Source organism: Myxococcus faecalis, assembly GCF_050039385.1.
Taxonomy (GTDB): Bacteria; Myxococcota; Myxococcia; order Myxococcales; family Myxococcaceae; genus Myxococcus; species Myxococcus fulvus.
The window spans coordinates 5,731,161-5,752,053 of sequence record NZ_CP144336.1 but is presented as its reverse complement, the minus strand read 5'-3'; the positions used below and the strand labels follow the sequence as shown (position 1 = coordinate 5,752,053).

Genomic DNA, 20,893 nt, shown 5'->3' with positions numbered 1-20,893 from the left:
CGGCGCGGCAGGCGGACCTCCGTGAGACCGGCAGCGGCGGTCCGCGCAAGATCATGACGGGCTGCACGGTCACCCGCGTGTTAGCATCCAGGAGTCCCCTCTCGACGTTCGGACGTCTCTTCAATGACGACCCGGGCTCCAGGGAAGATGGGGGCAATGAAGCAGGCGGAGGCACGCAGCGCCTCCAGGAGTCCTCGTGAGGGGTGGCCAGGGAGTCAGGCGCCCGCGGACGATGGCGACCTCTTCGTCGGTACTTATCGTTGGTCCGTCGTTGGAGCGCGCTTCGAGCCACTTCATTCCGGGAGCCACCCCATGAAAGCCGTCGTGCTGAAGGCCTATGGAGATGCGGACAACCTCGTCGTGACGGAGATGCCCGAGCCGAAGGTGGGCCCGGGAGACGTGAAGGTGCGCGTCATCGCCGCGAGCATCAACCCGGTCGACTGGAAGATTCGTCGAGGCGACATGAAGGAAGTGATGCCGGTGACGTTCCCCGCCATCCTCGGACGGGACGTCTCGGGAGAGGTCGTCGAGGTGGGGCAGGGCGTGAAGGGCTTCAAGAAGGGCGACCGGGTGATGGGCGTGGTGTCCTCGGGCTATGCGGAGACGGTGGTCGCCCCCGAGGAGGTCTGGGCCCGGGTGCCGGACTCGCTGGAGCTGAAGGACGCGGCCGCGCTGCCGTTGGTGACCCTGACGGGCGTGCAGTTGATCGAGGAGCAGATGAAGCCGGCCCCGGGGGACACGGTGCTCGTCACCGGCGCGGTGGGGGCGGTGGGACGCGCGGCCCTGTTCGCGGCGAAGGCGCGGGGGGCGAAGGTCTGGGCGGGCGTACGGGCCACGCAGGTGGAGGAGGCCCGGAAGCTCGGCGTGGACGGGGTGGTCGCGCTGGAGGATGCGAGCGACATCGCGAAGCTGCCGACACTGGACGCCGTGGCGGACACGGTGGGCGGCAAGGCCGTGGCGGCGGTGTTGGACAAGGTGAAGCGCGGCGGACGGGTGTGCAGCGTGGTGGGGGAGCCGAAGGGGGCGAAGGAGAAGGGCCTCCAGGTGAGCAGCTTCTTCTCGCACCCGGATGGACGCCGGCTCGCGCAGCTGGGAGAGAGCGTGGCCAAGGGCGAGTTGACCATCCCGATTGGCAAGACGTTCAAGCTGGATGAGGCGAAGGACGCCCAGAAGCACGCGGAGAAGGGCGGCACTGGCAAGGTGCTGCTCGTCAACTGAGCTCTCGGCTCGGTCCCGGAGGAGTCCCCGGACGTGAGCCCGGGGACTCCTCGTCGAGCCCCTTGGATGCGTCGCTTCAGAGCAGGTCCACGTCCGTCAGCGCGGAGACGATTCGCAGACAGGCGCGCAGGGAGGGGCCCGGTGGCGTGGGGCCTCTCGCGATGGCGAGCTCCACGTGTCGTGCGTGTCCGGCGATGGAGCGATAGACGGCGCCCTCGCGCGTGAAGGTGCGCACGGACTCCGGCAACAGGGCGCAGCCGAGCCCCGCGGCGACCAGGCTGACGATGGTGAACCACTCCCCTGCTTCCGCCACGAAGGTCGGCGCGAAGCCCGCCTCCAGGCACATCCCCGTCACCGCGTCATGCAGCGAGGGCGCCGTGTCCCGCGGAAAGCCGATGAACGGTTCGTCGGCGAGCTGCTCCAGGGGCACTCGCGTCTTGCGTGCCAGTCGATGCCCCGAGGGCAGCACGACGACGAGCCGCTCGCGACGGAGCGTGTCGATGCGCACTCCCGACGCCGTCACGGGGCCTCGCACGAAGGCCACGTCGAGCCCTCCCAGTCGCACCTCCTCCAACAACGTCGTGCTGTCCGCCTCACGCAACATCAGGTGGACCTCCGGGTGCGCGGCGCGCAGTCGACGGAGCACCTCGGGCACGAGCGAGAACGAGGCCGGACTCAGGAAGCCGACGCGCAGCAACGTCTGCTGCCCCGCCGCCGTGCGCTGCGCGGCCTCCGTCGCATGGGAGAGGTGCACGAGCACGCGCCGCCCCGCGTCCAACAGGGCCTGTCCCGCAGGGGTCAGCTCCACGCGCCGTCGGTCCCGGCGCAGCAACTGGCAGCCGAGCTCCTCCTCCAGCCGGCGAATCTGCTGACTGAGCGCCGGCTGCGCGAGGTGGAGCCGCTCGGCGGCCTTGCGGAAGTGCAGCGTCTCCGCGACCGCGATGAAACAACTGAGGCGACGGGTGTCGAGGGGCGGTGATTTCACTGCGTTATCACAGGGTGGTTTTTCCGTATTGGACGCCGCTTCGAACGCCGGGTCTAGAGTCCCCCATGTCCTCGCGCTTCTTCGTCCTCGTGACGGGGCTGTTCCTCGGATTCACCGCCCATGCCTCGGCCCCGGAGGTCGTCCCCCGCTTCGAGCCGACGCCCTGCCCCTCCACCGTCGCGTCCGACGAGGCCATCGACTGCGGCCTGCTCGTCGTCCCGGAGAACCGACAGAAGGCGGACAGCCGACTCATCAAGCTTCCCGCGATGCGCCTGCGCAGCCGCGCCCAGAAGCCGGCCCCGGATCCCCTGCTCTTCATGCCCGGCGGGCCCGGTGTCAGCGCCGTCTCCAACGTGCGTTCCGGCAAGCGCAACCCGCTGCTCGATGAGCGCGACTTCCTGGTCCTGGAGCCTCGTGGCGGGAAGCTGGCGCAGCCCGCGCTCGAGTGCCCGGGCATCAACGCGCTCAAGGGGGAGATTGCCGCGGGCCGGCTGCGGGGCCAGAAGGCGCAGGACGCGCTGACGAAGGAGGCCGGGCGCTGCCGCGCGAAGTGGGCCTCCGAGGGCGTGGACCTGGATGGCTACACGACGGCCGCCACGGCGGATGACATCGACGCGCTCCGGCAGGTGCTCGGGTACAAGACGCTGAACCTGCAGGGCCTCTCGTACGGCACGCGGCTGATGCTCACGGTGGCGCGCCGGCACCCGGGGACGGTGCGCTCGCTCATCCTCGATTCGGTGCTGCCGCCCGAGGTGAACTTCGACGAGGTGTCCGCCGCGAACTTCCAGCGCGTGCTCAACGGGGTGTTCGATGGCTGCGCCCTCGACCGGGAGTGTGGCGCCGCCCACCCGGAGCTGCGCAAGCGCTTCGCCCAGCTCGTCGCGGCGGCGGACCGGAAGCCGCTGGTGCTGGTGCTGAATCCATCGAAGACAGAGGGCAAGCCGGTGGAGGTCCGGGGCGCGGAGGTCGTCCGGGCCATCGACGCGGCACTGCACGACCCGAAGCGCATCCCGCTGGTGCCTCGCATCATCTCGCGAGCGGCGGCGGGGGATTACTCGGAGCTGACGCCGCTGGTGGAGGACAGCCTGGGGCCCTCGACGATGACGTGGGGCTTGAGGCTGTCGGTCTGGTGCTCGGAGGAGCTTCCTTTCGAGGACACCCAGCGCATCGCCGCGCAGCGGGCGCCCTCAGTGGGGCTCGGGGGTGTGGACCAGGGCACGGCGTCGGAGGAGACCTGCCGCGCCTGGAACGTGGCGCGCGCTCCGGCCGAGGAGAACACGCCGGTGACGAGCGACGTCCCCACGCTGGTGTTCGCCGGCGAGTTCGACCCGGACACGCCTCCGGATTGGGGGCGACAGCTGCTCGAGTCGATGCCTCACGCGCGCTACGTCGAGATGCCGGGACAGAGCCACGGCGCGTCCTTCAATCGCTGCGGCGGAGAAATCACGCTCGCCTTCTTGCGTGCCCCCGAAGCGCCCCTGCCCCTGGACTGCGTGACGAAGCTGCGCGGCGCGGACTTCGGCCAGAGCGCCGCTGTCGCGCCCCCCTGAGCGCGGGGGCCTACGTCGACAGGCCCGCCCTGGGCCGCATCAGCCGCGCGCCCAGGGACACCACGGCCCACCACACCAGGCCCCAGAAGAGCGCGAGCAACAGCCACCCCTCCAACGACGGCGGCGCCCAGCCTCCCGACTCGCCAGGTCCGTACACACGCAATCCCAGGCCACTCAACAACATCAACGGCAGATAGACCGAGCCCGCCACCACCGGCCCCAAGGCCTCGACCGGGAACACCGTCACGAGGAGCTGCACCCCCAGGAGCGCGCCCCAGACCACCCATCGCAGTCGCATGGCCTCCCAGCCTCCGGTGACACGTCTCCTGGGTCAAGGCGCGCCTCCGCATACACGCACCGCGTCGTGGACCGCCTCGTCCGCGTGCATTTCACCTCCCGCTCGCGCTCCGTTTCGGGTGGAATCCGCGCCCCATCCCGGAGGCCGCACCATGTCGTCGACCGCATCGCCCCTCGCCGCGCCCGAAGCCTGGAACCTCGTCGCCCCCGAGTACGTGCGCGAGCTGCTCCCGGTGTTCGAGCACTTCGCGAAGGACGCGCTGACCCGCGTGGCCGCCCCCTCCGGCGCCCACGTCCTGGATGTCGCCGCCGGGCCCGGCACCCTCGCCCTGCTCGCCGCCCGTCAGGGCCTGCGCGTCACCGCCATCGACTTCGCCCCCAAGATGCTCGCCGCCCTGCGTGAGCGCGCCACCTCCGCCGGGCTCGACATCGACGCGCAGGTCGGCGACGGCATGGCCCTGGAGCTGTCCGAGCAGACCTTCGACGCCGCCTTCTCCCTCTTCGGCCTCATGTTCTTCCCCGACCGCCCCCGGGGCTTCCGCGAGCTGTACCGCGTGCTGCGCCCCGGCGGCCGCGCCGTCGTCTCCAGCTGGCGCCCCATGGAGCACTCCCCCGCCATGAACCTGGTCTACCAGCGCTTCGCCGAACAGCTGCCCGGCCAGGGCGCTCCCCGCGGCGGCGTCATGCCCCTGTCCGACCCCGACACCTGCCAGCAGGAGATGGGCGCCGCCGGCTTCGACGACGTCCACGTCCACCAGGTCTCCGTCCCCGCCCACTACCCCTCCACCGCCGCCATGGTCGACGCCATGATGCGCGCCGCCGCCCCCGTCGCCCTCGCCCGCCGCGCCCTGGGCGCGCAATGGCCAGACATCGAGAAGACTGTCGTGGACAAGGTCACCCAGGACCTGGGGCCCGGCGCACAGGTCGTCCAGTTCAATGCCTACCTCACCGTCGGCATCCGTCAACCGACCCCGTCTTCCAATATCAGACACCCCTCCACTCCCAAGGGTTGAGCAGCCGACAGTCCGACAGCTTTTCGGCGGGGGCCTCCGTACGCCTGCCGGATTCTGGCTTTTCCTCTCTTCGGAACACTTGCACTGCCATTGCAACTTCCGGAGACAGCGTGGGGACCTACCGGATCGTCAAGAAGCTCGCCGCGGGAGGCATGGCCGAGGTCTATCTCGGCAAGGTGGTGGGCGCGGAGGGCTTCGAGAAGCCTGTCGCCGTCAAGCGCATCCTGCCGTCGTTCGTGCAGGACACGTCCTTCGTGGAGCTGTTCCTGCGCGAGGCCAAGCTGGCCGTCACGCTGCAGCACGGCAATGTCTTGCAGGTGCTGGACCTGGGCACGAGCGCGGGCCAGTACTACATGGTGATGGAGTTCGTGGACGGGGAGAACCTGAGCGCGCTCATCAAGGCGGCGCGCAAGCGACAGGTGCCCCTGGGCCTGCGCGAAATCTGCTTCATCGCCCAGCAGGTCGCCGACGGGCTCGCGTATGCCCATGGGCGCACGGACCCGTCCGGCGCGCCGCTCGACATCGTCCACCGCGACATCAACCCCGCCAACGTCATGGTGGCCAGCAACGGCGGCGTGAAGCTGGCCGACTTCGGCATCGCCAAGGTGGCCGACGAGGAGCGGCAGGAGACGCAGGCCGGCATCCTCAAGGGGAAGATCAACTACCTCTCCCCCGAGCAGGTGCACGGGCGCCCCGTGAACCAGCGCAGCGACATCTTCCTGTTGGGTCTGCTGCTCTACGAGATGCTCGCGGGCAAGCGGCTCTTCGAGGGCAGCACACCGCAAATCATCCACACGCTGGGCAGCTTCGACGAGCGCACCCTGGAGCCGCTGCCGGGCGTGCCCGCGCCGCTGTGGGATTTGCTCCTGCGCGCGCTGGCGGCCAACCCGGACGCGCGCTGCCCCGCCGCCCGCGAGTTCTCCGAGGGCATCCAGAGCTTCCTCTTCGACCACCGGCTGCGCGTGGGCGCCGCCGACATCGCCAGCCTCTTCGCCCGCGCGCTCCCCGAGTGGCGCTCGCCGCTGGCGGACCTGGCCGGCGCGCCGGGCGAGGAGATCCGCCTGGTGGACGAGGACCTCGCGCGCATGCGGACGCCCGCGCCTTTGCCGCCCCGGGAGGCGCGCCGCCCCGGGGCCGCCACGCTCGCGCCGCCCACGCTGCGTCCGGTGACGCCGCCATCCTCGGGCCCCCAGGCCACGTCCGTGGTCCGGCAGCCCGTGCAGGGCGCCGAGCCGGCCACGCGCCTGGGCTCGCCTCCGCTGCTCGGCACCCGCGTCGTGCGGGCGCGACAGCAATTGGGCGCCATCCTGCTGACGCGCGGCATGGTGACGCCGCACATCCTGAACGAGGCGCTCACGATTCAGAGGAAGCGCGGCGGCAGGCTGGGCCAGGTGCTCGTCCACGAGCGCTGGCTGGAGCCCGACAACCTGGTGCTCGCGCTGTCCGAGCAGTTCGGGCTGCCGCACATCACCGAGCAGCAGCTGATGACGATGCCGGTGCCGGAGGAGCTCTTGCGCCTGGTGCCGCGCGAGCTGTGCGACCGGCTGTGCGCCCTGCCCGTCGGGCTCAAGGGCCGCGAGCTGCTCTGCGCGGTGCTGGACCCGCGCGACGTGGAGGTCACCAACAACCTGAAGTTCAAGGCGGGCGTCGTGTCGGTGCAGGGGCTGTTCGCCTCCGAGCAGGCCATCCGCAAGGCCATCCTCCGCTTCTATGACAACGAGATGCCGAAGGTGCGGGACCGCTCGCCCATCGAGCTGGAGGAGCCGGCCGAGGCGAAGGAGCGCGACACCCGCGTGCTCCAGTTCGCGGAGCAGTTCACCGGACGCCGGGTGCTCGACGGACAGACGCTGGAGGGCCCCAAGCCCGCGCCCGTAGAGCCCGTCAGCCGCGCCACGCCCGTGAAGAGCGACGTGCGCGCGCGCATGGTGCTGGTGGTGGCCGAGCCCTCCGAGCCGCGCGAGGCCGCGGTGAAGCTGCTCCTGTCCCAGGGGCTCGCGGCGGCCACCAGCCCTGCGGCGGACGCGGCTCGCGCGCTGGCGCTCGGGGGCTATGACCTGGTGCTGGTGCTCGAGGACACAGTCGCGGAGCCGGGAGCCCTGGCGCAGAAGCTGCGCGCCGCGCACCCCAAGGTCGAGGTGCGGCTGTTGCCCTCGTACAGCGCGGCGCTGACGGGCGAGGGCGGCCCGCTGGCGAAGCTGGGCGAGGTGCAGGCCCGACTGCTCGACGGCGTGCTGTCGATGCTGGGGGGCAGCGGGACGCTGGCGCCCGCCCTGACGAAGCTGGCGCGGCGGCTGGCGACGCGCATGGGCGCGGGGCGCGTGGAGGAGGTCCTGGTCACCACCGCGGCCAGCGCGCTGGCCCTGGCCGCGCGGCTGGAGGAGCCGCGTCGCTTCGCCCTGCCCTCGCGCGCCCGGGCGCTCGCGCTCGTGGGCAGCACCACGCCCGAGGTGAACGAGCTGCTCGTCTCCGTCCTGCCGGAGGGCGAGGACCGCACGCCGCCCGCGAGCCGCACCGCCGGCGCCCTGCTGTGCGCGGCGCGCTTCGTCCAGGAGGTCCAGAGCCCCCAGGCTCCGCCGGCGCGCGCGGCCCAGGCGCTCCAGGCGCTGCGTCAGGACCCACGGCTCCCCGCGCCCGCGCTGGAGGCGCTCACCGCGGAGCTGGAGTCCACCGCGCAGACGGACAAGGCGGCGCTCCGCGTCGTGGTGGCGGAGACGGACGGCACCAACGCGCTGACGCTCCAGATCCGCCTGATGGCGGAGGGCATGGCCGCGGTGCGCGCGCGGACCCGGGCGGAGGTGGAGAAGGCGCTGGGCGCCGGAGCACACGCGGCGGTGCTCGCGGACCCGCTGCCGGACGGAGACCTCCACTCGCTGCTCCAGGCGCTGCGCAAGGCGCCTGCCACCGAGGACCTGCCCGTCTTCCTCATCGTCGACAAGGACGACCCCGTCGTCTTCACCGCGGGCCTGGAGGCCGGCGCCGACGACGTCATCGTGCGCTCGGCCAGCCCCGAGGTGCTCATCGCCAAGCTGCGCCGGAGCATCCAGCAGCGTCAGGGCTCGAGGCGCGGAGCGAAGAGCGCGCCGTGAGCGCGGGGGCGGAACGGACCCGTCGAGCGCTGTTCAACACAACACAGGCATGCGCGGTGACGCATGCGGGCAATGCGGGAGTCCTCGGCATCATGCCCTCGAGTCCTTCCACAAGGAGCCGCGCATGATGCTGAAGCCCGCCTCGGGGTTCGTGTTGGCGTTGACCGTCGCCGTGGGAATGGTCGTCACCACCCTCTCGCAGGAGGAGCGACCTGGGGACGAACGGCCACCGGCCACCACCGCGTGTGAGGCCGCGCGCCAGCAGCGGCTCATGTCGGGCGCCCAGGACGTGGAGCCGTCGCTCCTGGTCCAGGAGCCCTCGGGTGCGCTCGGCTACTGTTCGTGGGATTGCTCGTCCTGCGCCACCACCGCGGAGTGCAGGGCCCGCAACGCGGGCAGTTGCTACAACATCTGTCCGTGAGCGACGAGGACCGCCCGGCGCTCCATCGTGAGCACCGGGCGGACACCTCCCGCACGAAGACGGCTCAGCCGCAGGTGCTGGAGTACTCGGTCACCGCGAACGACGTGCGGCGGCCACCGATGTACGCCGTCTCGTAGCAGGAGCAGCTCATGTAGCCGACCCACTTCGTCAGCGTCGCGTCGGAGTAGTAATCAATCCAGTAGGACTGGTTTCCGCAGAAGGGCAGCGCGTCCTCGCGCGTGTCGAGCTCCGCCTGCGTCTCCTCCAGCGGCTCCGCGCCGCCACAGCCCACCATGAAGCCCGCCGCCAGCAGCAACGCACCCAGGATGTTCCTGCTCCGCACGTGTGTATCCTCCACCGGGGCTGTCTTCCGCCCCGGTGGCGATACCCTAACACCACCCAGCAAAACGAGACATCATCGACAAACTGAGTCATCCAGGACTCTTGTGCGCGAGTGTCTCACGGAGCCCTGAGACACCGCGGCCGCGTTCAGCCGGCTGCGCGGCGCAGGGCGTCCAGGTCCAGCTTCTTCATCTTGAACAGGGCCTGTGTCACCCGGGCGCCCTTCTCGGGGGACGAGCTGGCCAGCAGTTGGGGCAGCTCGGTGGGCACCACCTGCCACGACACGCCGAAGCGGTCCTTGAGCCAACCACACTGCTGGGCCTTCTCGTCGCCGCCCTCGGACAGGCGGGACCAGTAGTGGTCCACCTCCGCCTGGGTCTCGCAGTTGACGATGAGCGACATCGCCTCGGTGAACGTGTAGTGGGGCCCGCCGTTGAGCGCGAGCAGCTCCTGGCCGTCGAGCGAGAAGAGGAGGGTCATCACCGCGCCGGGCGGCTGACCGCTCGGTCCCGCGCTCTGCTCGGTGTACTTCGTGCGCGTGATGACGCGGGAGTTGGGGAAGACGGACGTGTAGAGCGCGACGGCGGCCTCCGTCTGCTCGTGGCTCTGGAACCAGAGGCACTGGGTGATGCGCTGGAGCTTCTGGGACATGGCGGGTTCCCTCCGTGGGGTGTGTGAAGGCAAAGCTGCACAGACTCGAAGCGGGCGGCCCGGCGGTGCGACCCGGGGGCCCTCGCGCGGACGACGGGTCGCCCGTCCGCACGGGCGGGAGGAGAGCCTGGGGCCGCGGCGCCCCTCCCGTGAGACAGGCTAGGGGACGACGTTCACCGTGGCCATCGCCGTGCCCACGGTGCCCACCTCGTCCTGGAACAACTCCAGGCCCACGGTGTGAGTCCCTCGGGCGCTCGACGGGAGGTGCTTCGTCATCGTGAAGGTGAAGTCACCGCCCGGCGGGAGGTTCACTCCCCAGTCGGAGAACTCCGTGTCCCAGCCCGTGGTGTCGTTGTTCCAGAAGTCGTACCAGACCCAATGGCACGACGCCGCGTCGTGGTTCGCCACGTGGACGGTCCACGTCACCTGCGAGCCGGGCGCCGCCGTCACCGTCGTCGGCGAGAGCGTCAGCGTGGGCGCGGCCGTCACGCAGGGCGCGAGGACGTCGAGGGTGGCGGTGCCGCGCACGGTGTGGCCGGAGCGGGTGACGTCCACGCCCGTGGTGTACGTTCCCGGCGCCATCGAATACGGCGTGTAGAGCTGCAGCGTCAGGGAGACGGAGCCGGACGCCGCGATGGTGCGCTGCGGAGAGAGCGGGTCCGCGCTCCAGCCCGTGGGGATGATGGACGCGAGCTGGAAGGTGCTGGGGCCGCAGGCCGGACTGTCGCGGTTGACGATGAACAGCTCCACCTCCGGGCGCGCGCCCGGGTAGACGGTCGGCTCGAACGGCGTCACCTCGATCTCAGGCGCCGCGCGGACACAGGAGCCCTGACGGTACTGGACCTCCACGGTGAGCCCGGCGGGGGTCGCGGACACCACGCGCAGCGACAGGTTGCTGTACGGGTCCTCCCAGGTGATGCCCGGCAGCAGCGCCGGGTCGCTCCAGGACGCCGTCCCCGGCGTGAAGTCCAGCAGGTGCGTCCCATCGCGCGTGTCCCCGTCCTGATAGTGGACCAGCGCGCCGCCGAACACCTGCGCGGGCAGCGTCGGCTCGTAGCCACCCGTCGGCTGGCGGTACTCCAGCCACAGCCACGCGTCGTTGCCCTGTCCCCGGCGCACCTTGAGGGCCTTCACCCCGGTGGAGGACACCACCGGCGCGAGCGTGAAGGTGCCGCCCACGCCGTCCACCTGCGTCACCGAGGTCGAGGCCAACCAGCCGATGCGCGCCTTGTGCGGCGCCGCGTAGTGCCCCAGGTTCCAGCGGCCCATGGTCGAGAACAAGTCCCCGTACTCGTCCAGCGTGCCGAGCTCGTTCAACAGTCCCAGCGGCTCCGCGCCGAAGTCGCGCGACTGCGAGTGGTTGAGCGACAGGTTGTGGCCGGCCTCGTGGGTGATGAGGTGCACGGCGCGGTCGTAGGTGTCCATGGACTCCGCGACCAGCCACGCGGTTGACGCCGTCACGGCGCCCGACGGCGTCGGCACCTGTCCACACGACAGCGTGGCGAGCCCGCCGTAGAAGCAGCCCGAGAGCGGGCGCGGGTGGATGATGAAGATGCGGTCATACGCGGTGAAGTCCACGTCGTCGCCCACCGCTTGAATCGCCGCGTTTCGCATCTCGTTCGTCTCCGAGCACGAGTACGCGCGGTCCAGGGTGTACCAACCCACCACATCACCTGTCGTCGTGGTGCGCCCCTCGGAGACCTCGCTCCAGTAGCCCGCGAGCGAGCGGCGCGTGGTGGAGAAGAACGCATCTTCCACCCTGGACAACGGAAGCGACGGCGTGGGTTGCCCCGGGAACTCCGCGAGGATGACCAGGGTGCGCTGCACACCCGTGACCCCACAGGCCGGGGTGACGCTCGCGGAGCGGTGCTCCGGGTCCAGCTCCACCGCGTGCGCCACGAGGGCGCCGTCCGAGTCACGGCCTCGCAGCCTCACCCGCTGCCCGCTCACCAGCCCCTGGGGCGCGGTGTCCGCGAACACCACCGGGCGACGCTCGCGGCCGGCCACGAGGAAGTACTCCTGATACGCGTGCTCGAGCGAGGGCGAGTCCACCACCCGGACCTCCAGCTCGCCCTCCCATGCCTGCTCGCGGGACACCGGCTCCGGCGCCTCCGGGACGGGCTCCTGCGTGCCACAGGCCATGAAACCCACGGCCGCCACCATGCTCCACCACGTACGGGACATCTGCCCTCCGACGAGCGGCGCCTCCGGACGGCCATCGCCCGAGGAGCGTCGCCACGCGCCTTGTGCCCGCGCCCGCACGCCCTGGCAACCACCGAGACATCGCGGCGGCGTGAGTCACGGCCCACCGGGCAGTCCTGCTCGGGCGGAGCCTCGTGAAACATCCCTTCGCCACGGACATGTCACGTCGTCCCTGGGATGCACTAGCATCCGGGTTTCCCTTTCAAAGGAGTCACCGATGAAGTCGCATCTGCTGGTTCTCGTGGCGGGAGTGTCGCTGGGGTTCTTCGCCGCGTGTGGCACCACCGAGGCCGCCCCGGAGACGACGGAGACGACCGTGTCCGCGATGGGCGACCCGTGTCCGTGCGGCTCCGCCGGAGGCGGCGCGTGTCTGCCGTGCACCTATCTCTGCGGCGACAACTCCTGCGACAGCGCCAACGGCGAGAGCGCCTCCAACTGCCCCGAGGACTGCGTCGCGGCTCCGGTGTGCGGCGACGGCATCTGCAACGGGAGCGAGACGTGGGTGACGTGCCCGCAGGACTGCACCGCCCCGAGCACCTGGTGCGGCGATGGCATCTGCAACGGCGGTGAGTGGGCGGGGAGCTGCCCGGCCGACTGCGCCGCGTCGTGCGGTGACGGCTTGTGCCAGGGCAACGAGGCCACGTGGTGCTACGTGGACTGCGTGCCCGGCTGCCAGCAGGACCCGTCCACCTGCCCGCAGGTCCCGGAAGGGTGAGCTGAGGTGAAGGCCCCACCGCGCCCGTCCAGCCGTGTCGGGCGCGGTGGCGTCGTCTCTTCCGGGCCTACTTCTTCTTGAGCGTCCCGTGCGGGTCGATGACGAACTTGCGCGCCACGCCCGCGTCGAACTCCTGGTAGCCCCGGGGCGCGTCATCCAGCGAGATGACGGTGGCGTTGACCACCTTCGCGATGTTCAGCCGGCCGTGGAGGATGGCCTGCATGAGCTGGCGGTTGTAGCGCAGCACCGGCGTCTGCCCCGTGTAGAAGCGGTGGGACTTGGCCCAGCCCAGGCCGAAGCGCATGCGCAGGTTGCCCTGGCGCGCCGACTCGTCCTTGGAGCCCGGGTCCTCGGTGACGTAGAGGCCGGGGATGCCGATGGCCCCCGCCGCGCGGGTGATGGCCATCAGTGAGTTGAGCACCGTGGCGGGCGCCTCGGAGGAGGCCTGCGCGCCATGGCCGTGCGCCTCGAAGCCCACCGCGTCGATGGACGCGTCCACCTCCGGCTCCTTGATGACGGCGGCGATGAGGTCCTCCAGCTTGTCGCTCTTCTTCAGGTCGATGGGCACGAAGCCCACCGACTTCGCGTGCGCGAGCCGGTCCGCGTTCATGTCGCCCACCATCACCACCGCCGCGCCCAGCACCTGCGCCGAGGCCGCCGCCGCGAGCCCCACCGGCCCCGCGCCCGCGACGTACACCGTGGAGCCCACGCCGACGCCCGCCGTGACGGCGCCGTGGAAGCCCGTGGGCAGGATGTCCGAGAGCATCGTCAAATCGAGGATCTTCTCCAGCGCCTGCGCCTTGTCGGGGAACCGGATGAGGTTGAAGTCCGCGTAGGGGACCATGACGTACTCTGCCTGTCCGCCCACCCAGCCGCCCATGTCCACGTAGCCGTAGGCGCCGCCAGCGCGCCCCTTGTTCACGTTGAGGCACACGCCCGTCTGCTGCTCGCGGCACGTGCGGCAGCGGCCACAGGCGACGTTGAAGGGCACCGTGACGAGGTCGCCCACGGAGAGGTACTCGACGTCCTTGCCCTTCTCGACGATCTCCCCGGTGATTTCATGCCCGAGCACCAGCCCCTTGGGCGCCGTGGTGCGCCCGCGCACCATGTGCTGGTCCGAGCCGCAGATGTTGGTGGTGACCACCTTGAGGATGACGCCGTGCTCGATGGACTTCCCTTCCGGGTTGACCATCTTGGGATAGTCAATGGAGCGGACTTCCACTTTGCCGGGACCGAGATAGACGACGCCGCGATTGCTGGCCATGAGCGGACTCCTCCGAGGCGGCCCGGCCATCCGCCGCGCCGCGTGCAGGTCCGGGTAACGCTGGGGACGCGCGCCCCCGCACGCACGGCGGAGGCGGCCTGGCGGAAGAGGCCCTCGCCGTCTCGGCCGCTGCCAGCCTTTGAGAAGTTCGCAAAGACAGACGCATCCGCCGTCACGACAATGAAACGCTCCCGTTGCACTCCCGAGAGAGAAACTCCCTTCTTCTCATCCTGTGAAGAAGGTGAGTCATCGCTCATCCCGCCATGTCTTATCTCGCGGATAAAACATCTTACCGAGTCAACGATGACATCCGTGGAAGTGCCAACAAGACGACAGTACAAGCCCTGGCACTCAACGAGGGGTGAGCATGTCCAAGGCGCGTCAGAAGCAACCATTCCAGCTGCCTGAGTTCTACGTGCCGTGGCCGGCGCGGCTGAACCCGAACCTGGAAGCCGCCCGCGTGCACACCAAGGCGTGGTCCTACCAGATGGGCATCCTGGGGCCGCCGAGGGACGGGACGGACCGGGAGGTCTGGTCCGAGCGCCGCTTCGACGGCATGGACTACGCGCTGCTCTGCGCGTACACGCACCCCGAGGCGCCGGGGCCGGTGCTGGACCTGGTCACGGACTGGTACGTCTGGGTCTTCTACTTCGACGACCACTTCCTGGAGGTCTTCAAGTACTCGCGCGACGTGAAGGGCGGCCAGGCCTACCTGGACCGGCTGCCGCTGTTCATGCCGCTGGACATGAGCCAGACGCCGCCGGAGCCCGTCAACCCGGTGGAGCGCGGCCTGTGGGACTTGTGGCAGCGCACGGTGCCCGCCATGTCCATGGACTGGCGCCGCCGCTTCTTCGAGAACACCAAGCACCTGCTCGATGAGTCGATGTGGGAAATCGAGAACATCAGCGAGGCGCGCGTCTCCAACCCCATCGAGTACATCGAGATGCGCCGCAAGGTGGGCGGCGCGCCCTGGTCGTCGGACCTGGTGGAGGTGGCCGTCGCGGCGGAGATTCCGGACCGGGTGGTGAAGAGCCGGCCGATGCGCGTCTTCAAGGACACCTTCTCGGACGCGGTGCACCTGCGCAACGACTTGTTCTCCTACGAGCGTGAAATCCTGGAGGAGGGCGAGCTCTCCAACGGCGTGCTGGTGGTGGAGAAGTTCCTCGACTGCGACACGCAGCGCGCCGCGGACCTGGTCAACGACTTGCTGACGTCGCGGCTGCAGCAGTTCGAGACGACGTTCGCCACGGAGCTGCCGTGGCTCTTCGCGGAGTACGGACTCAACCCGGTGGAGCAGGCGCAGGTGCTCACCTACCTGCGGGGCCTTCAGGACTGGCAGTCCGGCGGCCACGAGTGGCACATGCGCTCCAACCGCTACATGAACCAGCACGCCCAGGAGCGCCCGGCGCTGTCCATTCCGGTGCCCGCGGGACTGGGCACCTCCGCGCTCCGGCTGCCGCTGACGGCGGGCGCGCTGGGGATGGGGCCTCGCGCCCGCTCGCTGAGCCACACGCCGCGCCAGCACGTGGGCCCCACGACGTTGCCGAAGTTCTACATGCCGTACAGCACGTACCTCAGTCCCCACCTGGACCATGCGCGGAGGGCCTCCAAGGCCTGGGCGCGGAAGATGGGCCTGCTCGAAGTCGTGCCCGGCGTGGGCTTCTACGTCTGGGATGACCACAAGTTCGACGCGGCGGACGTGGCCCTCTGCGGCGCGCTCATCCACCCGGACGCGACGCCCGAGCAATTGGAGCTGACGGCCTGCTGGCTGGTGTGGGGGACGTACGCGGACGACTACTTCCCCCTGCTCTACGCGAACACCCGGGACATGGCGGGCGCCAAGGCCTTCACCGCGCGGCTGGGGCAGTTCATGCCGGACGACGTGGAGACGGCCAGCGCCGCGGTGCCCCTCAACCCGGTGGAGCTGAGCCTGGCGGACCTGTGGAAGCGCACGGCGGGCCCGCTGACGCCGCGCGGCCGAAAGCTCTTCCGCAAGGCCATCCAGGACATGACGGACAGCTGGGTGTGGGAGCTGAACAACCAGCTGCTCAACCGCGTGCCGGACCCGGTGGACTACGTGGAGATGCGCCGCAAGACGTTCGGCTCGGACCTCACCATGTCGCTGGCGCGCCTGTCCCACGGCGACGCGGTGCCGGAGGACGTCTTCAATACCCGCACGCTGCGGGCGCTGGAGAACTCCGCCGCGGACTACGCCTGCTTCGTCAACGACCTGTACTCCTACCAGAAGGAAATCCAGTTCGAGGGCGAGCTGAACAACTGCGTGCTCGTCGTGCAGAAGTTCCTGGGCGTGGACAAGGACGCGGCGGTGCAGGTGGTCAACCAGATGATGACCGCGCGCATGAAGCAGTTCGAGCACCTGGTGGCCAAGGAGCTGCCCGCCGTCATCCGCACCTTCGAGCTGGACGAGAAGGCGCAAGGCAAGCTGCACAAGTACGTGGAGCAGCTGCAGCAGTGGATGGCGGGCATCCCCCGGTGGCACGCGGGCGTGACGCGCTACACCGAGGTGGAGCTCATCCACGACGCGGCGCCGAAGCTCAAGACGGGCAAGCCCGCCCCGCTGGGCACGTCGGCGATGCGCATCGCCGAGCTGCTTCGCGCCACCCGGCCCTGACGCTGGCGACACATTCCGCAGTGAATCCAAGTCTTCAATCCGAAGAAGGGTGACCCATGTCCAATGATTCGAAGAAGTTCGACGACAACAACCAGAGCCTGGGCACGCAGGCGGCGCGGCAGCTGGCGACGACGACCAAGTCCGAGCCGCAGATGCAGGGCATCTCCTCTCGGTGGCTGCTCAAGCTGCTGCCGTGGGTGCAGGTGTCCGGCGGCACGTACCGCGTCAACCGCCGCATGACGTACGCGGTGGGCGACGGCCGCGTCACCTTCACCAGCACGGGCGCCAAGGTGGCGGTGATTCCGCAGGAGCTGGGCGAGCTGCCTCTCTTGCGCGGGTACGAGGACGTGGACGCGCTCACCGCGCTGGCCAACCGCTTCGAGCAGAAGGAGTTCAAGGCGGGCGAGGTCATCACCGAGGCGGGCAAGGAGGCCGACTCCATCGTCCTCATCGCGCACGGCAAGGTGAACCGCATCGGCACCGGCAAGTACGGGGAGCCGGTGGTGCTGGAGACGCTGGCGGACGGAGACCACTACAGCTACCAGGCGCTGCTGGAGTCGCAGGACTACTGGCAGTTCACCGCCAAGGCCGTCACGCCCGTGATTGCGCTGGTGCTCCAGCAGTCCGCCTTCGAGACGGTGGTGGCGCAGGTGCCGTCGCTGCAGAAGCACCTCGAGAAGTTCAAGGCGCGCTCCAAGAAGAAGCAGGACCACTCCGGCCAGAAGGCGATTGAGCTGGCGGCGGGCCACCACGGCGAGCCGGTGCTCCCCGGCACCTTCGTGGACTACGAGACGAGCCCCCGCGAGTACGAGCTGTCCGTCGCCCAGACGGTGCTCCAGATTCACACCCGCGTGGCGGACCTCTTCAACGACCCGATGAACCAGACGCAGCAGCAGCTGCGCCTGACGGTGGAGGCGCTCAAGGAGCGCAAGGAGCACGAGCTCATCAACAACCGCGAGTTCGGCCTCTTGCACAACGCGGACCTCAAGCAGCGCATCCACACCCGCTCGGGCGCGCCGACGCCGGACGACATGGACGAGCTGCTCGCGACGGTGTGGAAGGAGCCGTCGTTCTTCCTGGCGCACCCGCGCGCCATCGCCGCCTTCGGCCAGGAGTGCAACAAGCGGGGCATCTACCCCACCAGCGTGGAGATGAACGGCAACCACGTGCCCGCGTGGCGCGGCGTGCCGATTGTTTCCTGCAACAAGCTGCCCATCTCCGAGACGCGCACCACGTCCATCATGCTGATGCGCGCGGGCGAGAAGAACCAGGGCGTCGTCGGCCTGCACCAGGCGGGAATCCCCGACGAAATCGAGCCCAGCCTCAACGTGCGCTTCATGGGCATCAACGAGAAGGCCATCATGAACTACCTGGTGACGGCGTACTTCTCCGCGGCGGTGCTGACGCCGGACGCGCTGGGCATCCTGGAGAGCGTGGAGCTGGGGCGCTCGTAGTCGTCGCATCCGGACCAAGGAGGACGACTTCATGGCGAATCCAGACAGAGAGCTGACGGCCCACGAGGGCACCAGCCTGAGCACGGCCGGCGCGCGGCAGCTGGCGACGACGACGAAGACGCAGCCGGTGATGCAGGGCATTTCGCCCCGCTACCTCTTGAGCATCCTGCCGTGGGTGCAGGTGTCGGGCGGCACGTACCGCGTCAACCGGCGGCTGACGTACGCGGCGGGCGACGACCGGCTGAACTTCAGCAACATCGGCGTCAAGGTGGAGGTGATTCCGCAGGAGCTGCTGAAGCTGCCGCTGATGCGGGGCTTCCAGGACGCGGACGACCTGCTCATCCGCACGCTGGCGGGACGCTTCACCCAGCAGCAGTACAAGGCCGGGGACGTCATCGTCGAGGCGGGCACGTCCGCGCACCAGGTGTTCCTCATCGCGCACGGCAAGGCGCAGAAGCTCTCGAAGGGCAAGTACGGCGACCCGCTGGTGCTGGACACGCTGGCGGACGGCGACCACTTCGGCGACCAGGCGGTGGTGGAGTCCAACGACGTGTGGCCCTTCACCGTCAAGGCGCTCACGGCCTGCACGGTGATGGCGCTGCCGCAGGACGTGTTCGAGACGCTCATCGTCCAGTCCCCGGCGCTCAAGGCGCACGTGGACCGCTACAAGGCGAAGCTCAAGAAGCCCCAGGACAAGGCGGGCCAGGCGGCCATCCCGATGTCGGCCGGCCACCACGGCGAGCCCGTGCTGCAGGGCGGCTTCGTGGACTACGAGCTCAAGCCGCGCGAGTACGAGCTGAGCGTGGCGCAGACCATCCTTCGCGTGCACACCCGCGTGTCGGACATCTTCAACGACCCGATGAACCAGACGCAGGAGCAGCTGCGGCTGACCATCGAGGCGCTGAAGGAGCGCAAGGAGTGGGAGCTCATCAACAACCCGGAGTTCGGCCTGTTGCACAACGCGGACCTCAAGCAGCGCCTCAACACGCGCTCGGGGCCGCCGACGCCGGACGACATGGACGAGCTGGTGACGCGCCGTCGCAAGACGCGCTACTTCCTGGCGCACCCGCGCGCCATCGCGGCGTTCGGCCGGGAGTGCACCCGGCGCGGCCTGTACCCGACGGTGGTGGACGTGGGCGGGGCGAAGTTCCAGGCATGGCGCGGGGTGCCCATCCTGCCGTGCGACAAGCTGCCCATCAGCCGGGAGAACACGACGTCCATCATCGCCATGCGCACCGGCCAGGAGGACCAGGGCGTGGTGGGCCTGCACAACGCGGGCATCCCGGATGAAGTGGAGGCGAGCCTCACCGTCAAGCGCATGGCCATCAACGACCAGGCCCTCACCCAGTACCTGGTGAGCACCTACTACTCCGCCGCCGTGCTCGTCCCCGACGCGCTGGGCGTGCTGGAGAACGTGGCGCTCGGCGGCTGAAGTCGCTTCGCCGCGTGAGACATCAGGACGGGCCCGGTGTGTTCCACCGGGCCCGTTTTCGTTTCACGAAGGGGCTCGCAATGGCAGACAGCGCCGCACCGGTGCCCCTGTTCCCCGCGCCGAACCTGGCCCCTCGTCCAACCCTTCCGAGCGCTGAAAGACAGGTCCCGCGTGGCGCGTTCATGAAACGAGCCCCCGGGGTGAGCCATGTGCCGGCCCCGTGAACACTGTCCTTGGAGGATGGGCGGCTGGGCGCGTCGCCCGGCCTCGACGTGAGGGCTCCTCCGTCAGAAGGGGGCGGGGATGGAGAAGTCCTGGCGGGCCTGCGTGCGCGGATGCGTGAAGACGAGTCCCTCGGCGTGCAATCGCCAGGGCCCGGCTTCGCTCCCGAAGCGGGTGTCTCCGACGATGGGGGCCCCGAGCCCCTCGGGATGCGCGGCGTGGATGCGCAGCTGCCATGCGTGGCGCGTCCTCGGCCAGAGCCACACGCGCGTGCGGCCCGCGTGTGACTCCACGACACGCCAGTCCGTCACCGCGTGCTTGCCGTGGGCGCGACTCGCCAGGGACTCGAGCGCGCCGGAGGTCGTGCCTCGCAGCGGCAGGTCGATGCGGCCCTCCGTGCCGGGGAGTCCTCCCTCGACCCAGGCGACGTGGCGGTGCTCGGCTTCACCTCGCGCGAGCTGGCGCTGGAGCGCGGCCCGCGTCTCGAGGTCCCGCGCAATCAGCTGGAGGCCGGAGACCTCCGCGTCCAGCGCGTGGAGGAAGTGAGCGGAGGTCAGCTCGGGGTGGCGAGCCTGGAGGCGGACGAGCACGCAGTCGCGCGTGGGGGCATGACGCCCCGGCACCGAGGCGAGCCCCGCGTCCTTGTCCACCACGAGCAGCGCCGCGTCCTCGTGCACCACCCTCACCGAGCCTCCAGTGGGGCGTGGCGGGGCGGGGTCCACGTCGAGCCCCTGCAGCATGTGGCCGAGGACCGCGCGGCACTTGCTGTCACACGCCGGGTAGTACGCCCCGGAGACCCGGCCGCCGCCCTCGGGCTGTGCGCCCCACCAGAACTCCGCGAGCGCGAGGGGCTTCAGGCCATGACGGTAGGCCTGCGCCAGCAGCTTGGGCGCCGCGCACTCCCCCGCGCCTCCGGGGACGGGACGCGGGTCGAACAGGCTCGCCAGGGGGACCCGGCCTCCTCGCGCGTTGGGGATGTCATAGTCCCAGGTGAGCCGGTGCCACAGGGCCCGTGAGCGCTCCGCGCGTTCATGGGACAGGGCGTCTCGACGTTCGCTGAGCGCTCGTGCCTGGGCGCTGGAGGGCCCCGAGTCCAGGACGGCGCGCTCATGGTCCCTGGAGAGCTCGCGCAGACGGTGGCCCAGCTCGGCCAGCTCCACTTCGCCCCGGGGCAGGAAGGTCTTTCGCGCGCTCAAGTCGAAGAGTGGGGGCGCGAAGCCGTCCACCTCCCAGCGGCCTCCGAGCATCCCTGAGAAGGCGCTCAGGAAGCCTGGTGGCCCTTCCGGCGTGGAGACGACCAGGACGCCGAACATCTTTCCTCCACCCGGACGCCACAGGGACTCCCAGCGAGGGGCCTCGAACTCGAGGCGCTGACGGAGCATCTCGGCGGCCCTCCGGGCGAGCGGCCC

The 20,893-nt window shown here is 70.0% G+C and carries 16 protein-coding genes; 9 read left to right on the top strand and 7 right to left on the bottom strand.

Annotation, left to right across the window (positions count from 1 at the left end):
* Window positions 1–312 precede the first annotated feature (312 nt).
* Window positions 313–1,218 (top strand): NADP-dependent oxidoreductase, encoded by a 906-nt coding sequence (locus tag VZQ01_RS23040; protein ID WP_223749538.1) that lies wholly within the window; start codon window positions 313–315, stop codon window positions 1,216–1,218.
* A 76-nt stretch (window positions 1,219–1,294) separates the two neighbouring features.
* On the opposite strand, the gene VZQ01_RS23035 is transcribed toward VZQ01_RS23040, so the two are convergent.
* Window positions 1,295–2,203, bottom strand: a complete 909-nt coding sequence (locus tag VZQ01_RS23035) for a LysR family transcriptional regulator (protein WP_426744534.1) — start codon at window positions 2,201–2,203, stop codon at window positions 1,295–1,297.
* A gap of 65 nt (window positions 2,204–2,268) precedes the next feature.
* Here VZQ01_RS23035 and VZQ01_RS23030 point away from each other — a divergent pair, with 65 nt between their 5' ends.
* Window positions 2,269–3,753: an alpha/beta fold hydrolase gene (locus VZQ01_RS23030; RefSeq protein ID WP_426744532.1), complete on the top strand. Its 1,485-nt coding sequence runs from the start codon at window positions 2,269–2,271 to the stop codon at window positions 3,751–3,753.
* A 10-nt stretch (window positions 3,754–3,763) separates the two neighbouring features.
* Here VZQ01_RS23030 and VZQ01_RS23025 read toward each other — a convergent pair whose 3' ends face one another.
* Window positions 3,764–4,051, bottom strand: coding sequence for a hypothetical protein (locus VZQ01_RS23025; protein ID WP_223782893.1), 288 nt, complete (start codon window positions 4,049–4,051; stop codon window positions 3,764–3,766).
* Between the two features lie 151 nt (window positions 4,052–4,202).
* Here VZQ01_RS23025 and VZQ01_RS23020 point away from each other — a divergent pair, with 151 nt between their 5' ends.
* From VZQ01_RS23020 to VZQ01_RS23010, 3 genes are all read left to right on the top strand, one after another.
* Window positions 4,203–5,063 (top strand): class I SAM-dependent methyltransferase, encoded by an 861-nt coding sequence (locus VZQ01_RS23020; protein WP_223749534.1) that lies wholly within the window; start codon window positions 4,203–4,205, stop codon window positions 5,061–5,063.
* Window positions 5,064–5,173: 110 nt separating this feature from the next.
* On the top strand, window positions 5,174–8,149 hold the full coding sequence (locus VZQ01_RS23015; RefSeq protein ID WP_426744529.1) for a protein kinase domain-containing protein: 2,976 nt from the start codon (window positions 5,174–5,176) through the stop codon (window positions 8,147–8,149).
* Window positions 8,150–8,273: 124 nt separating this feature from the next.
* Window positions 8,274–8,570 carry a hypothetical protein gene (locus tag VZQ01_RS23010; protein ID WP_408888847.1) on the top strand — a complete coding sequence of 99 codons (297 nt, stop codon included), beginning with the start codon at window positions 8,274–8,276 and terminating at the stop codon, window positions 8,568–8,570.
* A 64-nt stretch (window positions 8,571–8,634) separates the two neighbouring features.
* Here VZQ01_RS23010 and VZQ01_RS23005 read toward each other — a convergent pair whose 3' ends face one another.
* From VZQ01_RS23005 to VZQ01_RS22995, 3 genes are all read right to left on the bottom strand, one after another.
* Window positions 8,635–8,913 carry a hypothetical protein gene (locus VZQ01_RS23005; protein ID WP_267699072.1) on the bottom strand — a complete coding sequence of 93 codons (279 nt, stop codon included), beginning with the start codon at window positions 8,911–8,913 and terminating at the stop codon, window positions 8,635–8,637.
* 146 nt (window positions 8,914–9,059) lie between these two features.
* Window positions 9,060–9,563 (bottom strand): VOC family protein, encoded by a 504-nt coding sequence (locus VZQ01_RS23000; protein WP_223749530.1) that lies wholly within the window; start codon window positions 9,561–9,563, stop codon window positions 9,060–9,062.
* A gap of 159 nt (window positions 9,564–9,722) precedes the next feature.
* The gene (locus tag VZQ01_RS22995) at window positions 9,723–11,747 is read right to left on the bottom strand and encodes a hypothetical protein (RefSeq protein WP_426744526.1); all 2,025 of its coding nucleotides are present in this window, start codon (window positions 11,745–11,747) and stop codon (window positions 9,723–9,725) included.
* 235 nt (window positions 11,748–11,982) lie between these two features.
* Here VZQ01_RS22995 and VZQ01_RS22990 point away from each other — a divergent pair, with 235 nt between their 5' ends.
* Complete coding sequence (locus VZQ01_RS22990) at window positions 11,983–12,480, top strand: tenascin-X (RefSeq protein WP_223749528.1); 498 nt, start codon at window positions 11,983–11,985, stop codon at window positions 12,478–12,480.
* 67 nt (window positions 12,481–12,547) lie between these two features.
* Here the strand turns inward: VZQ01_RS22990 and fdhA are convergent, their stop codons facing one another.
* Window positions 12,548–13,744: a formaldehyde dehydrogenase, glutathione-independent gene (fdhA, locus tag VZQ01_RS22985; protein WP_141326887.1), complete on the bottom strand. Its 1,197-nt coding sequence runs from the start codon at window positions 13,742–13,744 to the stop codon at window positions 12,548–12,550.
* 367 nt (window positions 13,745–14,111) lie between these two features.
* Between fdhA and VZQ01_RS22980 the strand changes: the two genes are divergently transcribed.
* Genes VZQ01_RS22980 through VZQ01_RS22970 form a run of 3 tightly spaced genes read left to right on the top strand, consistent with a single transcriptional unit; the run spans window position 14,112 to window position 19,262 of the window.
* On the top strand, window positions 14,112–16,376 hold the full coding sequence (locus VZQ01_RS22980; RefSeq protein ID WP_426744524.1) for a family 2 encapsulin nanocompartment cargo protein terpene cyclase: 2,265 nt from the start codon (window positions 14,112–14,114) through the stop codon (window positions 16,374–16,376).
* Between the two features lie 56 nt (window positions 16,377–16,432).
* On the top strand, window positions 16,433–17,830 hold the full coding sequence (locus VZQ01_RS22975) for a family 2B encapsulin nanocompartment shell protein (protein WP_223752257.1): 1,398 nt from the start codon (window positions 16,433–16,435) through the stop codon (window positions 17,828–17,830).
* A gap of 31 nt (window positions 17,831–17,861) precedes the next feature.
* Window positions 17,862–19,262: a family 2B encapsulin nanocompartment shell protein gene (locus VZQ01_RS22970; protein WP_426744521.1), complete on the top strand. Its 1,401-nt coding sequence runs from the start codon at window positions 17,862–17,864 to the stop codon at window positions 19,260–19,262.
* 287 nt (window positions 19,263–19,549) lie between these two features.
* Here VZQ01_RS22970 and VZQ01_RS22965 read toward each other — a convergent pair whose 3' ends face one another.
* Window positions 19,550–20,866: an RluA family pseudouridine synthase gene (locus VZQ01_RS22965; RefSeq protein WP_426744519.1), complete on the bottom strand. Its 1,317-nt coding sequence runs from the start codon at window positions 20,864–20,866 to the stop codon at window positions 19,550–19,552.
* Window positions 20,867–20,893: the final 27 nt, after the last annotated feature.

Coding starts and splice junctions, on each gene's coding strand:
- VZQ01_RS23040 (WP_223749538.1), top strand. CDS start 313: ATGAAAGCCGTCGTGCTGAAGGCCTATGGAGATGCGGACAACCTCGTC.
- VZQ01_RS23030 (WP_426744532.1), top strand. CDS start 2,269: ATGTCCTCGCGCTTCTTCGTCCTCGTGACGGGGCTGTTCCTCGGATTC.
- VZQ01_RS23025 (WP_223782893.1), bottom strand. CDS start 4,051: ATGCGACTGCGATGGGTGGTCTGGGGCGCGCTCCTGGGGGTGCAGCTC.
- VZQ01_RS23020 (WP_223749534.1), top strand. CDS start 4,203: ATGTCGTCGACCGCATCGCCCCTCGCCGCGCCCGAAGCCTGGAACCTC.
- VZQ01_RS23010 (WP_408888847.1), top strand. CDS start 8,274: ATGATGCTGAAGCCCGCCTCGGGGTTCGTGTTGGCGTTGACCGTCGCC.
- VZQ01_RS23000 (WP_223749530.1), bottom strand. CDS start 9,563: ATGTCCCAGAAGCTCCAGCGCATCACCCAGTGCCTCTGGTTCCAGAGC.
- VZQ01_RS22995 (WP_426744526.1), bottom strand. CDS start 11,747: ATGTCCCGTACGTGGTGGAGCATGGTGGCGGCCGTGGGTTTCATGGCC.
- VZQ01_RS22990 (WP_223749528.1), top strand. CDS start 11,983: ATGAAGTCGCATCTGCTGGTTCTCGTGGCGGGAGTGTCGCTGGGGTTC.
- fdhA (WP_141326887.1), bottom strand. CDS start 13,744: ATGGCCAGCAATCGCGGCGTCGTCTATCTCGGTCCCGGCAAAGTGGAA.
- VZQ01_RS22980 (WP_426744524.1), top strand. CDS start 14,112: ATGTCCAAGGCGCGTCAGAAGCAACCATTCCAGCTGCCTGAGTTCTAC.
- VZQ01_RS22975 (WP_223752257.1), top strand. CDS start 16,433: ATGTCCAATGATTCGAAGAAGTTCGACGACAACAACCAGAGCCTGGGC.
- VZQ01_RS22970 (WP_426744521.1), top strand. CDS start 17,862: ATGGCGAATCCAGACAGAGAGCTGACGGCCCACGAGGGCACCAGCCTG.
- VZQ01_RS22965 (WP_426744519.1), bottom strand. CDS start 20,866: ATGCTCCGTCAGCGCCTCGAGTTCGAGGCCCCTCGCTGGGAGTCCCTG.